At 63.1% G+C, this 13,735-nt stretch carries 11 protein-coding genes and 1 pseudogene; 4 read left to right on the top strand and 8 right to left on the bottom strand.

Translation table 11 applies throughout. The features are described 5' to 3' along the window. The first annotated feature begins 303 nt into the window (after window positions 1–303). Window positions 304–978: a hypothetical protein gene (locus NKF06_RS16315; RefSeq protein WP_253246010.1), complete on the top strand. Its 675-nt coding sequence runs from the start codon at window positions 304–306 to the stop codon at window positions 976–978. A 10-nt stretch (window positions 979–988) separates the two neighbouring features. Here NKF06_RS16315 and NKF06_RS16310 read toward each other — a convergent pair whose 3' ends face one another. After that, window positions 989–1,858, bottom strand: coding sequence for a restriction endonuclease (locus NKF06_RS16310; RefSeq protein WP_253246009.1), 870 nt, complete (start codon window positions 1,856–1,858; stop codon window positions 989–991). A gap of 44 nt (window positions 1,859–1,902) precedes the next feature. Continuing rightward, the gene (locus NKF06_RS16305) at window positions 1,903–2,133 is read right to left on the bottom strand and encodes a hypothetical protein (RefSeq protein ID WP_253246008.1); all 231 of its coding nucleotides are present in this window, start codon (window positions 2,131–2,133) and stop codon (window positions 1,903–1,905) included. Between the two features lie 367 nt (window positions 2,134–2,500). On the opposite strand from NKF06_RS16305, the gene NKF06_RS16300 reads away from it, so the two are divergent. Next, entirely contained in the window at window positions 2,501–6,088 is a 3,588-nt protein-coding gene (locus tag NKF06_RS16300) for a TraM recognition domain-containing protein (protein ID WP_253246007.1), read from the top strand. Between the two features lie 647 nt (window positions 6,089–6,735). Here the strand turns inward: NKF06_RS16300 and NKF06_RS16295 are convergent. Together NKF06_RS16295 and NKF06_RS16290 are read right to left on the bottom strand one after the other, a co-directional pair. Next, window positions 6,736–7,260: a helix-turn-helix domain-containing protein gene (locus NKF06_RS16295; RefSeq protein ID WP_253246006.1), complete on the bottom strand. Its 525-nt coding sequence runs from the start codon at window positions 7,258–7,260 to the stop codon at window positions 6,736–6,738. A gap of 245 nt (window positions 7,261–7,505) precedes the next feature. Next, window positions 7,506–8,702, bottom strand: coding sequence for a hypothetical protein (locus NKF06_RS16290; protein ID WP_253246005.1), 1,197 nt, complete (start codon window positions 8,700–8,702; stop codon window positions 7,506–7,508). A 1,007-nt stretch (window positions 8,703–9,709) separates the two neighbouring features. Between NKF06_RS16290 and NKF06_RS16285 the strand changes: the two genes are divergently transcribed. Then, complete coding sequence (locus NKF06_RS16285) at window positions 9,710–10,453, top strand: type I 3-dehydroquinate dehydratase (protein ID WP_253246004.1); 744 nt, start codon at window positions 9,710–9,712, stop codon at window positions 10,451–10,453. A gap of 191 nt (window positions 10,454–10,644) precedes the next feature. Here the strand turns inward: NKF06_RS16285 and NKF06_RS16280 are convergent, their stop codons facing one another. After that, window positions 10,645–11,178 carry an amino acid-binding protein gene (locus tag NKF06_RS16280; protein WP_253246003.1) on the bottom strand — a complete coding sequence of 178 codons (534 nt, stop codon included), beginning with the start codon at window positions 11,176–11,178 and terminating at the stop codon, window positions 10,645–10,647. 283 nt (window positions 11,179–11,461) lie between these two features. Here NKF06_RS16280 and NKF06_RS16275 point away from each other — a divergent pair, with 283 nt between their 5' ends. Continuing rightward, on the top strand, window positions 11,462–11,908 hold the full coding sequence (locus NKF06_RS16275) for an ester cyclase (RefSeq protein WP_058828435.1): 447 nt from the start codon (window positions 11,462–11,464) through the stop codon (window positions 11,906–11,908). A 238-nt stretch (window positions 11,909–12,146) separates the two neighbouring features. On the opposite strand, the gene NKF06_RS16270 is transcribed toward NKF06_RS16275, so the two are convergent. The 3 genes and pseudogenes from NKF06_RS16270 to NKF06_RS16260 form a co-directional block, all read right to left on the bottom strand. After that, complete coding sequence (locus tag NKF06_RS16270; protein ID WP_253246002.1) at window positions 12,147–12,878, bottom strand: hypothetical protein; 732 nt, start codon at window positions 12,876–12,878, stop codon at window positions 12,147–12,149. A gap of 63 nt (window positions 12,879–12,941) precedes the next feature. Continuing rightward, window positions 12,942–13,397, bottom strand: a complete 456-nt coding sequence (locus NKF06_RS16265) for an OsmC family protein (protein WP_253246001.1) — start codon at window positions 13,395–13,397, stop codon at window positions 12,942–12,944. Between the two features lie 64 nt (window positions 13,398–13,461). Further along, a pseudogene (locus NKF06_RS16260) lies at window positions 13,462–13,735 on the bottom strand (hypothetical protein); the annotation flags it as partial.

Below are 13,735 nucleotides of genomic sequence, written 5' to 3'. Positions count from 1 at the left end.
GCTGACCGGTATCGGGTGGCTGCACCCGGCCCGACCCGGCCCCGCGACCGTGCCCCGTCCGTCGCAGACGCAACGGAAGCGCGAAACGCCCGGGCCCGGCAGGAACGGTCTGCCCGCCGGAGCGCGCACAACCCGAGCAGTCACCCCCAAGCGTACGGACGCGCGTCGCTGTTCACTCCGAGAGCGACGAGAGCGACGCTTGGGAGACGCCCACTACTCGATCACGTCGTCGATGAACTGCTTGGAGAGACCCGACGTGACAGCCAGCGATATCGTCACATAGCTCCGGTGCGAAGTGTTCACATGGGACTCGAGATTGATGAGGAGCGCTTGGGGGCCGTCCTCGAAGCGCTGCCGACAGCTGCACACGACGGCGTCGGCCGACACGCCCACTTCACGCGCCAAAAGTACGAGACCATCTACGGAATTACACCCGAGACGATTGATAGCGACCTCAACCGTGTGTTTGCGATTACGGTCCGGCAACGATCAGGTACCATTGGCAATACTCGATTGACTGCCGCCCAGAAGCGGTTCGATGCTGACGAGTTCTGTGCAGCGGAAACGCACGGTGAGGCATACAAGTTACTTACTGCAATTGACGACGTTGGTCGGAAGATTGCGAACGAGTACCTCCGAAAGGTCGTTCACGCGTTCGAATTCCGGGACTCGTGGGTGGAGGATCTGTTTGTCCCGCTTGATACACACGTCACGAGAGCACTCGTCGACACGAAGTGTATCCACGAGAGCGATGGGAGCCGCACAGACCGAACGACGGTCGGCGCAGTTTTCAACCCCAATTCGGGGAGCAATCCATCAACACGAATCGCCGTCGACGACATGCAAGCGGCGTTCAGACGGGTCGCTGAAGCACAGGGAACTGAGCGAATCGCTTTCGATGAACTCTGGTCGGAAAACAAGTTCCACCTCTCGATTCCGGAGTTTCGTGAGGAGAGCTGTTTGAAAACGTTTCTATAGTAATTCGAAGCTATCCTGAGTAGTATCGTGCTCGTTGTCCCCACCGTTCTACTTGAGATTCTGTGAAATTGCCCTTAGCCGCGACTGCTTCCGGGTCACAAACAGCCAGCTCACCAAGAGTCTTAATCCCCACCTCAGCTAGCTGGGTGGCGTACGTATCACCAATCCCACGAATCGCTATTACGTCCTCGTCAGGGTTTTGAAGCAACTCCACAACAAGAGCATGCTTTCCTTGATGGTAGGCCGCTTCTGTTAGCCACTTTGTGAGACTTCGGGCAGATAGAGTTGTTTCATCAGAAAGCCACTCAATATCTGCGTCTACAAAATCTTCAATAGTCAGGATATCGGCCGAGTACAGTTTCTCAAGAGTCACTTGACCGATGCCTCGAATGTCACCAAGGGCCTCAATAGATACGTCAGAGGTATCTTCTTCGTTCTTGTGACGAGATGGTTGCTGGCTGTCGACGTACTGCTCTACAAGTTCTTCAGCACCAATTTCGAGAATATACCTCGCAAGCGATATTCCATCGACTAATTTCGGCGTTCGTCTTCGTTGAGCAGTTTCGACAGCACCTGCGGTGAACGTTCCCGTTGTGACAACGACCATCACATCAGCTGGAGCATATGCTGGTAACCCATACTGCTCTATTTTTCCTTTACCAACCTTACTTCCTTTTTTTAGACGTTTCGCTTGGAAGAGTATCTCAACCTCGTATGGAAGCGTTCGGGTTGCTCTAACATCTTCTCCCCATTCCTCAGATTCGTCCGTGACTTCAGTATCATACCCTTGAGACTCCCAGATATCAGCGATAAGTCGCTCAAAATCTTTCCAGTACAGTCCACAGAGATTACTGTGAATCCGGTCAACGGTTAGAGACATAGTTGTAGTTATGACAACATAATAAATATAATTAGAGAAGGTCGTCAGAGATGGTCGCAGTCGTTCGTCTCTTTGACAGCCAACCGCTCGCGCACCTCGTCCGTCCGCGCTAACAGCTGTTTGTACGCCGTCGTATCACGCCCCGGTGGGGTCCGCGGCACGCCATCGAGTTCGTCGACGACGACCGCCGTCCGCAACAACAACTGGACGAGATCCGCAGGATCAACACCTTCGTCCGCGTAGAGGCGAAGCCATGCGTACAGTTCGAATTCCATCCGTTGTTCGGTCGCGCTCTCGACAGTCGACGCCGTCTCGCAGTTTACACACATTGTGAATCAACGCAGGCCAGAACACGCGCCTGCACCCCTGCAGGCGCGCGATAACAATACAGGCGCGTACCACGAGTCGAACACGGACGCGACGACGACCGACCAGTCACCGGGTGGGACTGAACGGGGCCGCAGCGAGGACGAAGACGGCCGACTGTAGCACCGCAGCCGCGAGCAACGCGAGCGGCGAGGCGCGCACGGAGGCCCTCGAGTCGTCGCCGCGGGGGCGTTCGACGGACTCGGTACAATCACGCCGTAGTCGTGTTATCACAACCACACATAGAGAAGGAATTATGCCGAATCACCGTGACCGATGGTCACTATTCAGTCCACATCCATGCGGTCGTTCGTTCGGCTGCGGCCAACAACGGATTCGTTCGACCTCGCGACCGTCACCGCACAGTTCACACGGCTGTTCGACATCCTCTCGACCACAGGCGACCCACCGACGCTCGAATGGCTCCTCGTCACCGATGGCTTGCCCGCGAGTACCATCGACTACACGCTGAGCGTCGATAGCGACCTCGGCGGCGCCATCGACTCGTGGTGTCGCGAACTCGTCCCCGACTCGTTCGAGGTGACGACGACGACCGACCCGTTAGCCCGACTCTCGCCTGCCGAGTCAGACGCCACCCCTGAAGCCGAAGCGCTCGAACGCTACCGCCCGCCGCGCTATCGAGCGGTCGAGTTCGTCGGCTGTCCCGACCGCCGCGACGACTGGCAGACGACCCTCACGCCGTACGATGCGTTCCACGAGACGGACACGCGACCACCGCTCGCAACGGTCGTCTCGGCGCTCGCGAACGCGACCGTCCCCATGGCCGTTCAGGTGCTCGTCACCCCGCATGCTGACTGGCGACACCACGCCCGTGACCGTCGCCGCCGGCTCACAGAGGGCCGCGATACGCTGTCACAGCGCCTCGTCGACGACTGGCTGACGTCGACGAACACCGACGCCAACACCGCCGACCCGGCCGTCAACGCACGACTCAACGCCCTCGACGACAAGGACGCCCGGCGATCGTTCACGGTCACCGCCCGCGCGGTTGCGACGACGACCGACCCCGACGAGTCGCTTCCCGAACTCACCGCGTTGTCGACGGCGTTCACGCCACTCAGCGGCGACCACTACCGCATCGAAGGCCGCGAGCGCACGGGCGACGACGCGCACGCGGTGTTCGAAGCCCTCCGCAACCGCGTCGCAGTCGCCCCCGACCACACGAGTCTGCGAACGAAACTCCCCTGGAGCGACCACGCGAGTCCCGCACTCGTCATGGATGGACGCGAACTCCCTGCCGTCTGCCTGCTTGATGCGTCGGCGCTCCCAGCCGACGCCCAGCGCGCACTCGCGCCCACCCCGGCCGACGAACACGGCCTCACGCGGCCGGCGCGCGACCGCCTCGAACGCTACCGCGACCCCGGACTGACGCTTGGCCACGCCCAGAGCGCCGACGGCGAACCCGAAGCCGAACCCATCTCGCTGCCTCCATCGCTCCAGCCACTCCACGTCGGCTGGTTCGGCCGCACCGGCTCCGGGAAGTCGACCAGTCTCGTCACCGCCATGCTCGACAATCACGACGCGACCGAGGGGGCGGACATCCTCATCGATCCCAAAGGCGACGGCATGGCCGCGGACTATCTCCGGGCTCACTACGCCCGCCACGGCTCGCTCGAGAACGTCACCTACTTCGATTGCACGGAGACGCTGCCCGCATTGTCGTTTTTCGACATTCGCGACCAACTCGACGCGGGCATCGACCGTACGACCGCCGTCGAGGACGTCGTCGACCACTACGTCGATATCCTCATCGGCATCATGGGTCGCGACCGCTTCGAGCAGGCCGTTCGGTCACCCGACATCATCCGCTACGTCCTCAAGGCGATGTTCGACCCCGTCCACGGCGCGGACGCGTTCACCCACCGCGAGTTCCAGACCGCGGTCGCCAGACTCCACGAGACACGCGACCCGCCGCCGGTCGTCGACGATGACCTCCAAGCTATGCTCGCGGGCGTCGCGGCCAACTCCAAGCGCTCGTTCGATGAACTCATGCAGGGGGTCGCCAACCGCATCGAGAAAGTGCCGCTTGACGCCCGGCTCGCACAGCTGTTCAATCACGTCCACGCCGAGGACGGCACCGGCCCGCGCTTCGACCTCCGAACCCACATCGACGACGATGCCGTTATCATCATCGACACGGGTGGGTTGCGACCGGCGTCGCGACGCGTCATCACGCTCGTCTTGTTGTCGTCGCTGTGGACGGCGCTGCGTCGCCGAACCCAACAGCACCCCGACGGCGACCACCCACTCGTCAATCTGTATCTCGAAGAGGCCGCCGAACTGTCGACGTCGTCGTTGCTGTCGAAACTCCTGTCGCAGTCGCGGTCGTTCGGCCTGTCGATGACGCTCGCGATGCAGTTCCCCGCGCAACTCCGGGCGGCCAACCCGGAGGCGTATCGCGAGGTCCTGAACAACGTCTCGACGATTGTCACCGGCAACGTCGCGGTCGACCCCGAGTTCAGCCATCGCTTCGCGACGACTGACCACCCTGCAAACGAGGTCCAAGCCCGCCTTCGCGCGCTCCGCCGTGGCCAGTGGCTGACCACGCTCCCCGCTGGCTTCGGGGACGCCGAACCCACGCCGTTCGTCCTCCAAAGCGCGCCGTTGCCCGCGGGCCACCCCGAAGGCCCGTCGCCGTTTTCCGAGGCCCGCGAGACAGCGTTCGCCGCGACGTGCGACCTCCTCGAAGCGCGGTCACGAGACGACCACGGCCTCGCTGTCGATGGCGTTGCCAGCCGCACCCGGACACCGCAACCGACCACGCCATCGACACAGTCCACAAACGCACCCTCCGAGTCGGCGACCGCAGGGACGCCCGAGGCGGCCACACAGCCGGCCGACGAGGCTGAACCGTGGAACGCGCCGATTCCCGAAGCGCGGGTCAACTCGACGCTTCCCTACACGAGTCGGCTCCCGCCGACGGTCGTCTACGACCCCGAAGCGCACGCCGCGAAGTGCGAGGAGTGTTCGACCCGCTATGACCCCTCGCTGACGGGGCTGAAAAACGCCATCGGCTGTTGTCACAGTCTCGACGAAGTCGACCGCGACGACATCCCGATTTCGAATATTTCGCTGACGCTCACGCCCGAAGAGCGTCGTAAAAGCGTGTTCACGGATGCACAGTTGCGCTTCCTGCAGGCGGTCTACTCCGCACACCAGCGCCGGTTTGACACGGCGTTCGAGTACGACCTGCTGTACGACAGTATGGTCCGCCTCCAAGAGTACACGGGCATCGACCACGCGTCGGTGCGCGAACTCGTCGATAGGGGCACGCTCGCGCTCGACTGTACCTATCCACACAAGCTCTATACGGTCACGCCGAAGGGCCGACGCGCGATTGGGGTGCGCCACCGCGAGGGCGTCGCCTACGGTCACGGCCGCGGCGACCTCAGCGAGTCGAGTCTCCACGTCGTGATGGTCGAAGTCGGCCGCCGCTATCTCGAACAGGCGTTCGTCGAGGACGACGACTCGGCTGCCGTCGAGACCGTCCCGTATTTCGAACACGAGGGGTCGCGACTTGATGCCGTCTGTCTCGATGCGAACGGGGAGATTGTCGTCACGCTCGAAGCCGAGCGGGTGAACAACGACCTGCTCACGGCCGTCCCCGAAGACTTCGATAAGATGGCCGCCTGCGACCCCGAGGCGGCCGTCTGGGTGGTGAAAAACCGCAGTGATGCACACGAAGTCCTCCGCGGGCTCAACGAACCGAACGAGGGGCCGCCGCGCGTCGAGAAAACCTACAGTACGAACTCGCCGCCGAAGACGTTTCAAATCGACCAGCCCGGGTTTTCGGAGATGCACACGCTCCAGCAGTTGCGCGATTCGACGTTGGAACACTCGTAGCGGTAGCGTAGGCTGGGTGATGGTCTCGTCTTCGGAGGAGGGGAGCGCGTAGTGGGCCAGTTGTCGTCGGCACGATAGCCAGTGCGTCGTCGGCGAACGAGTGCGAAGAGGAGTGAACACGACCAAGTAGCGTATCGAAACCCGGACCCGAAGAGGCGCTGTCGGCGCTTCAGACCGTCAACGAGTGAACCACGCTGGATAGGTTCATCCCTCGTAGTTGTCCCAGACTACACCGACTCGGCGGTTGACCCACGGGACGACAACGTCCGCGAGAACGTCCCTGAGATGTAGCGGATAGTCTCGATTCACGCCATCGGTGTGTCGTGCCGCCGGTGGGTCGTGAAAATGATCCCGAGAGTAGTCGGGACTGTCGTGTCGGTCCCACCGGCACAGCCAGCGGTCACCGTGTCGGGATTCGACGTACGTGATGTGGAACGACCCGTTTGTGTAGGCCTGCACTTCGATGTATGCAGCGGCGACGACTGACTCCGGATAGTACGACGGACGAACCGTGAGGACAATCGAGTCCGGTCGGTTCGCGGGAAAGACGGCTATCGATGAAAGCCAGGGTTCACCCCCGAGTTGGCTGGCAAGGTCTCGAAGGAGCGTACGGTTCGGCTGCCGTTTTGTTCGCTCGGGGGGCACGCTCAGGCGAGCCCTTCGTGCTCCGAGTGGTTGTCGTGTGCCTGTCGAAGGTCTCGAATCTCAGTCTGGACGGCCTCCCACGAGGTGATGTCGAGCCAGACCTGCTCTGGGTCGCCGTAGTCGTGGTAGTCGAGTGGGTCGAGCGCACTCGGTCGGTCAACGCCGTAGGTGTCTCGGTATGCTGCGTCTTCTGCGAGGAGTTCCCCGAGGCGCTGTTTGTACTCCTGCTCGCTGAGCGAAGCCAGTCGGCGCTGGCGTCGCCACTCGAAGTAGGCTTCGTTGCGCTCGAAGCGTATGGGGTCGTCACCAACCTGCGTCAACACGCCGATGTCGGCGAGTCGAGTGAGATGCCGCCGTGCGGTGTTCGGGGCACATTCTGCCCGCGTCGCAATCTCCGAGACGCGCGTTGGCTCGGTGAGTTCGAGTGCAACACGGTAGACGCGGTCATCTGCCGGGGCTTCATCGAGTCGCTCACGGAACGATGTCGAAAAATCGGGTGGTCGACCCGACGACGGCGTGTCTGTCATGCGCATCAATATGCGCTTGCGCGCAATATAATTACTGTCTACGCAATTATTCTTTCACAAGGGATGACACCCCACCTAACAGAGTGGGACTGAACGGGGCCGCGGCGAGGACGTAGACGGCCGACTGTAGCACCGCAGGCCGAAGGCCGAGGCGCGCACGGCGGCCCTCGAGTCGTCGCCGTGGGGGCGTTCGAAGACAACACGACCACAGTGAACAGCCTCACCGCACCGCACCGAACCACCCATCACGACCGCAACCACCCGAACAACGACCACCCACCACGTTCCTCGTCCGCGGCCGCTTCTAATTCACGCACCCGTGCTTCGGCCGCCTCGCGCGCTGCCCGTTCGGCTTCGAGTGTCGCCTGCAACTGTTCGTTCTCCTCAAGTGCCGCTTCGAGGTGCGTCGTGAGTTCTTGCATCCGCCCACTCACTTCACGCCCGCCAAGTGGCGATGGAACCGTCGGGGGCTGGTCGGCTGCATGCGTCTCCGACCCACCCACACGCGACCCACTCGACGACTGATAGTACTCAGTCGTCCCGGCAATTGCCCGGTCGATAGTTGTCTCGCCGTAGGTTGACCCATCCGAGAAGTGCACGGCGTCCCATTTCGGTCGGTACAGCCCCGAGTCGCGAACCAGCCGGTCGATCTGTTGGGCGTCGCCGGCCGTCCAAAACGCGAGCATCGAACACAGCGCCATGTCCGCTTCGGAGTGGCTGTCGTAGCCGGTCGTGTCGCCGCGCCACAGCCGACTGAACTTCGCGCCGTTCGCCGCGTTCGACGCACGCTCGATGAGCGCGTCATCCCCGAGGTCGTTGCCGGGGCCACTCGCGCTGGCGCTCGCGTCCGTCTGCGCGCTCGGTCCGGTGTCTGTCGTCCCTGTCCCCGACGCCGCGTCGTCGGTCGTCTCAAAGTACGCGTCGTGAATCACGTCGAGTGCGTCCTGTCGGTCACCCACCGTCGTCGGCGTCCCCGCGACGTGGTCGCCGGTCACGGTGAAGAATCGCGCATCATCGTACAGTTCGAGGTTCCCGGTTCGGTTGCCACCCGGGGGAAGCGTCCCGCGGATGATGACGTGGTAGCCCGTTCTCGAGGGACTGACTTCTGTATACGAGTCCAGGCGGTCGATGAGTTTCTGTGCCCAGTCGTCGGTCACACCTGTCTCGGGGTCGCGACACTTGTCGAGGTCGATGCCGACGAACGAATCGTCGTCGGTAAACACGTAGCCCACACCGTCCGCTGGGCCGTCGTCCGCGTACGCCCGCGCCTCGTCGAACGTCGTCCATGTCGCCGGGTCAGTCGCCGACGCATACCCCCCGGTCACGTCCCGCGGAACCTTCGTTTCATCTCCACTGCGCGTCTGTCTGCGCCACCCCACCCAGGTCGCCTGTTCGAGGAGTGAATCTGGCAGCTGGTCCCGTGTTGGGAGTGGTGGCGTCATCGCTATGTGTGGTCTCGACAGCCCCGTCATAGCTGTTTCCCGCGCGTTCACGAGGCTGATAATCGGAGCCAAAAGCTACACCCCTGATACCGAGGGTGAACCGAGACACACGCGCTACACCCCCGGTTTCCAGGGGTGTACATGCACGCCGATTCTCCGCAAGGGTGTACCCCGTTGTGACCGGGCCATGGGTGTAGCGACGACGTGTCGAACCCCTTCGAGTCGCGTGTTCTCGACTCTTCGATTCGTTCGTTTTCGCCATGCTCGACGCCGCTCGCGACGTGTTTCGGGATGACTCTCGCCCCGCTCGCTGGCGCGCACGCCCGTCGCCACGCCGTGCGACGCGGCTGTCCACACCCCCGATTCCCCGGTACACCCCATCGTACAGGGGGTGTATCGACCGATTTCGGTTTCGCGTTCGAGGGGGTATCTGGCGTCGTACCCCCACATCTGTCGGCACTTTCCGTCCCGTGTTCCACCCCCCGCGACGACACCTGTCCCCCCTGTGGACGCTCGCCAGCACGCTTCTCTCGCGGGTCGCTCGACCCGAACGACTGGTATCGATGGCCGCCGTTGGTTGGCCCGAGCGATGGCCGTGTTTGTTGGGACGGCGCGATGGCTGTTTGGGGTGGTGTTGTTGCGGGCGTCTGCAGGGGTGTACTCCAGTCGAAATGGGGGTCGGCGTTTTCGAACTGTATTCGGTACAGGGAGACCCATCGACACCATGACGCCACGACGAGTCCAAGCGTCGTCGGAGTTCGGACGAGTTGACCATCGCGGACGATAGGCGTGAAGTCGATCGGTCGATGAACGACCGAGCAGTCAGGACATGAAGATACGTAGGCGACGTTCAAGTGCGAGCCAACAGTACGCAGCACCAATCGCATTTCCCTCAAAGAACTGTTCGATTAATCCCCACTAATCGCCGTTTCCCGGCGTCTACGGCGGGGTTCGAGGTCTTGCGCCGACAGCTAACATTTATACGCGACGGAGTGATAGGCGTTCACATGAAAATCGACGAGTCTGCGCTGGCGGCGACAACAAACGACCTCACACGAGAGGTCGACGCACGGGGGGTGGCAGACCTCATCGAATTCCGGATGGACAAGGCGGACGACCCGCTCGAACAACTCGCCGCGTACGACGGCGAACTTCCGATACTCGCGACCAACCGCGCTCGCTGGTTCGGGGGACAGGCGAGCGACGACGGCCGACTGGATGACCTCTTTTCGGCGTCACGCTTCGACGCCGTGGAGCTCGTCGACATCGAACTCGAGACGATTCGCTCCAAGGCGTGGCTGGCCGACGAGTTCCACGAGAACGACGTCCAACTGGTCGTCTCCCATCACGACTTCGACGAGACGCCAGAGCGCGAGGTGCTCGACGCCATCATCGAGCAGTGCGCGGAGTTCGGCGACATCGCGAAGGTTGCGGTGTACCCGCAGACCCCAAGTGACACGCTCACCCTGCTGGAAGCCGTCAACGACGCGACCAACCGCGGCATCGACGTGGCCGGCATCTCCATGGGCGAACTCGGGAGTCACACGCGTATCATCGGCCACCTCTACGGGTCGAAACTCGGCTACGCGCCCCTCCTCGCGGACGACAACGACTACGCGCCGGGGCAGATTCCGCTCGAAAAGCTCGCCTCGCTCATCGAACTCACGAAAAACGAGCGCGTCGACGGGCAGGTCATCGACACGCTCCGGAGCGAAGTGTCGGTGCCGAAGGAACTGACGCTCTCGGACTGACGCCGGCGACCCGACGGCCCTCCGCCGTCAACAGACTCGTTTTCGCTCGCGTTCGCGCTGAGTTGATTCGGTGTCGCCACTTAGTCTTCGTTGTCGCCGCTCAGTCGGAAGTCGCTCAAGGGCAGTGAGCGCCGTGCTCGCGTCCCCGGTTTCGACGCGCTCGCGCCGACCCACACCCACCGCCGACTCGCTTACCGTTGGTCGCCAACGGTCAGTGGTTCGACGAGTTGGAGACCCTTCTCTTCGGCGAGTTCGCGCATCGACGCGAGGACGTCTTCAGTCGAACCCGACGTGGTGGCCAATCGGAGGCGGGCGCTGGAGACGTCGATGGAGCCAGTGGGGGCAGACAGCGAGATATCGGTGACTGTCGCGTTCCGCGTCGCTTCGAGTTGCGTCAGCGTATCGGAGAGGTCGGACTCGATGAGGTGACCAGAGAGAACCACGGTCAGGTGCTCGCTGTAGCGCTCAGTTCCGGCCTGAACGACGTTGATGTTGGCCTCGCTCAGTCCTTCGACGATGTTGTCGAAGCGGTCCGGCGGTGCCTCGATATCGACTTCCACCGGGATGTAGCCGCGTGGAGTGACGTTACCGCGCTCGTGGAAAATCGAGAGGAGGTTCCCCCCGTGTGCAGCGATTGGCTGCAGCGCGCGCAGGAGTTCGCCGGGCTTGTCGACGAGTTCGAGCCGAAACGTGTACGTCTGAACGTCGGTGTCTCCCTCACTCATTCGTACAACACCGTACTAACGTGTCGTTCATTGTCGGAAGACGAACGAGCACACCAATATACGTATTGCGTTCGAACTGCCCGAACGTCGACCGGCCATGCGGCCGAAGTTACTGTTTCCGCGACTGAAGTACGGCCACCCTCCGAATCGCGTCGGACATTCAGTTTCCCAGCAAACAATAGTTAACAGACCACACAGCGTAGATATAGCTGTATCCGCCGCGGTCGGCGAGCGAACGCGCGGCCGTCCGCGGACGGGTGCGACGGAGAGGAGAGAACACAGAATGGCATCAGCAAGCACACCGACACCGACGCCGACGGGGAACGAGCGAATCGCTCGACGCTTCCCGGAGGAAGTCGCGGGCGAGGGGAACATCGGTCTCATCGACGAGATTTGTGCCGAGGACGTCCTCGACCACAGCCCGCTCGGAGAGGTCCGCGGACGCGACGAACTCAAAGCACAGATTTCGGGTATTCGGGACTCGTTCAGCGACTTCTCGGCCACGGTCGAAGACGCGATTACGGAGGGCGACACGGTCGCCATGCGCGTCACGCTCCGCGGGACGCACGACGGCACGTTCATGGGCATCGAACCGACCGGGAAGACCGTCGAGGTCGGCAACATGGTGTTCACCCGCGTCGAAGACGACATGATAGTCGAGCGGTGGGTCCAACCGGACATGCTCGGCATGCTCACGCAACTCGGCGCTGTGGAACTACCTGAGGCGTAACCGACGCCGAGAACGATACTTTTTGTGCGACGGACGCGCCGCTCAGCAACTGAGAAGGAAGCACGGGCGACCGGGCACCCGCCCGCACTCCACGGACACTGGGGAAAAACCTCCCCTGTATACGCAACCCAAGTGCAGGTATCTACCTGCAGTAGACGCTACAACGTCCTCTGTTAAAACATTTTTCAAATGTCATATGAGGCGTGTGTGCAGCGCTCACGGTTAGCTAATCGAGCAGTCACCCGTCGAACGTCGAGAGGCGGCGGCGTTCCTGGGCGAGGATTCGCGCCCAGTAGTCGAACAGAACGCTGTCGAGGTCGTACACGTCGGCGATGCGACGGACCCACTCGTCGTCCGAAAACAGCAGTCGCTGGAAGGTCCGCACGTCGGGGTCGAGTTCGGTCCGCCGGCCGGTGTAGTAGGCGACGGTCTGCTCGCGGGTCCGCTCGACCAACAGCGGAGGGACGAAGATGCCCGACTCGCGGGCGACGTAGGTGAACCACTCCAGATGGAGAATCGCGTCAGCGAGGACGAACCGCTCGGCGAAGCCGTCGACGTACGCCGTCGCCGGTCGCCCGTCGACGTACACGTCTTCCGGGCGGGAAAACCGCGGCACCGACAGGTGCGGGAGGTCGTCGGCGTAGCGCTCGGCGACCCGCCGAAGCCGGACGTCCACGTAGGCGCAGGGCCCCGCGAGGCCGAGTTCGTACCACAGCGGCATCCACTGACAGAACGGGTCGCAGAACACCGCGTCGGCCAGCAGGTCGGCGGCGACAGAGCGGGCGAGGTCCGGTGGGAGGTCGGTCCGCCCCGCGCGCATGGCGTCCGTCGCGTGGACCACCCGCGACTCGAAGTCGCCGACGCGGAGGCCCATGCCCGCGGCTACGTCGTGGACGTACTCGGCACCGATTCGGTACCAGTCTGCGAAGTCGGCCGGTCGACGGAGTCGAAGGAGGCGCAGAACGGTCACAGGAGAACTACGGGGGACGGCGGTTTGGCTCTATCCCTGGTGTGGGCGGCGCGAGGGCCGCACCTACCGGCGGTCGAACGAGAGCGCGAGCGGCGTCGCGTTGGTCAGGTTATCGCTGACCGGGCAGCGCGATTCCACGGCGGTGAGCCACGCGTCGATGGTCGCCTCGTCGGCGTCCACGTCGGCGGTGACCGCGACGCGAATCTCCTCGTAGCCGGCGCGGCCGTCGTCGCGCTTGCCCATGAACTTCGCGGGGTTCAGGTCGCCCTCGATGGAGATTTCGAGGTCCCGTACGTCGAGGTCCATCTCGCGGGCGACCACGTGGGCCGTGACGTTCAGACAGCCGGCGAGCGCGCCGAGGACGTACTCGACGGGGTTCGGCCCGGCGTTCGCCCCACCCAGCGATTCGGGCTCGTCGACGACGAACTCGAAGCCGCGAGTTGAGACGCGGGTTTCGGTAGGCGATGCGGCTTCCGCGGCGACGGCGAAGGTCAGGGTCTGGGATTTCTCAGCGGACATGCCTAAAGAGAGACGCGCCGGGACGATAGCCACAGAAGACGGTTCTCAACCCTCGGGAAGCGTGTTAGCGGCTGTCTGTCCCGGGTTCTATCGCGGCCGAATCGCCCGCATCGTCGGCCAACACGTCGTCGAGGCCCCACTCCGAGGCCCTCGCGCGGGCCTCCTCGCGGGCCTCGGACCGAATCTCCTCTATCGCGTCGGCGTCGTCGAGAAACGCTTCGACCGCGCTCTGGTCGCGGCCCTCCTCGCGGCGGGCGGCGGGGGCGGCGTCGACGGTCTGTTCGGCTAATCGCTCGTCGCCGGCGAGGACGCGGGCCGGCTCGCCCGGCGGGATGCGG

This window comes from Haloferax sp. AB510, from assembly GCF_024136985.1.
In the GTDB taxonomy this organism is placed as follows: Archaea; Halobacteriota; Halobacteria; order Halobacteriales; family Haloferacaceae; genus Haloferax.
This window is presented reverse-complemented; position numbering and strand designations above follow the sequence as displayed.

Bases quoted from the DNA above. Each gene is read 5' to 3' on its own strand.
- NKF06_RS16315 (WP_253246010.1), top strand. From the start codon at position 304: ATGGGACTCGAGATTGATGAGGAGCGCTTGGGGGCCGTCCTCGAAGCG.
- NKF06_RS16310 (WP_253246009.1), bottom strand. From the start codon at position 1,858: ATGTCTCTAACCGTTGACCGGATTCACAGTAATCTCTGTGGACTGTAC.
- NKF06_RS16305 (WP_253246008.1), bottom strand. From the start codon at position 2,133: ATGGAATTCGAACTGTACGCATGGCTTCGCCTCTACGCGGACGAAGGT.
- NKF06_RS16300 (WP_253246007.1), top strand. From the start codon at position 2,501: ATGGTCACTATTCAGTCCACATCCATGCGGTCGTTCGTTCGGCTGCGG.
- NKF06_RS16295 (WP_253246006.1), bottom strand. From the start codon at position 7,260: ATGACAGACACGCCGTCGTCGGGTCGACCACCCGATTTTTCGACATCG.
- NKF06_RS16290 (WP_253246005.1), bottom strand. From the start codon at position 8,702: ATGACGCCACCACTCCCAACACGGGACCAGCTGCCAGATTCACTCCTC.
- NKF06_RS16285 (WP_253246004.1), top strand. From the start codon at position 9,710: ATGAAAATCGACGAGTCTGCGCTGGCGGCGACAACAAACGACCTCACA.
- NKF06_RS16280 (WP_253246003.1), bottom strand. From the start codon at position 11,178: ATGAGTGAGGGAGACACCGACGTTCAGACGTACACGTTTCGGCTCGAA.
- NKF06_RS16275 (WP_058828435.1), top strand. From the start codon at position 11,462: ATGGCATCAGCAAGCACACCGACACCGACGCCGACGGGGAACGAGCGA.
- NKF06_RS16265 (WP_253246001.1), bottom strand. From the start codon at position 13,397: ATGTCCGCTGAGAAATCCCAGACCCTGACCTTCGCCGTCGCCGCGGAA.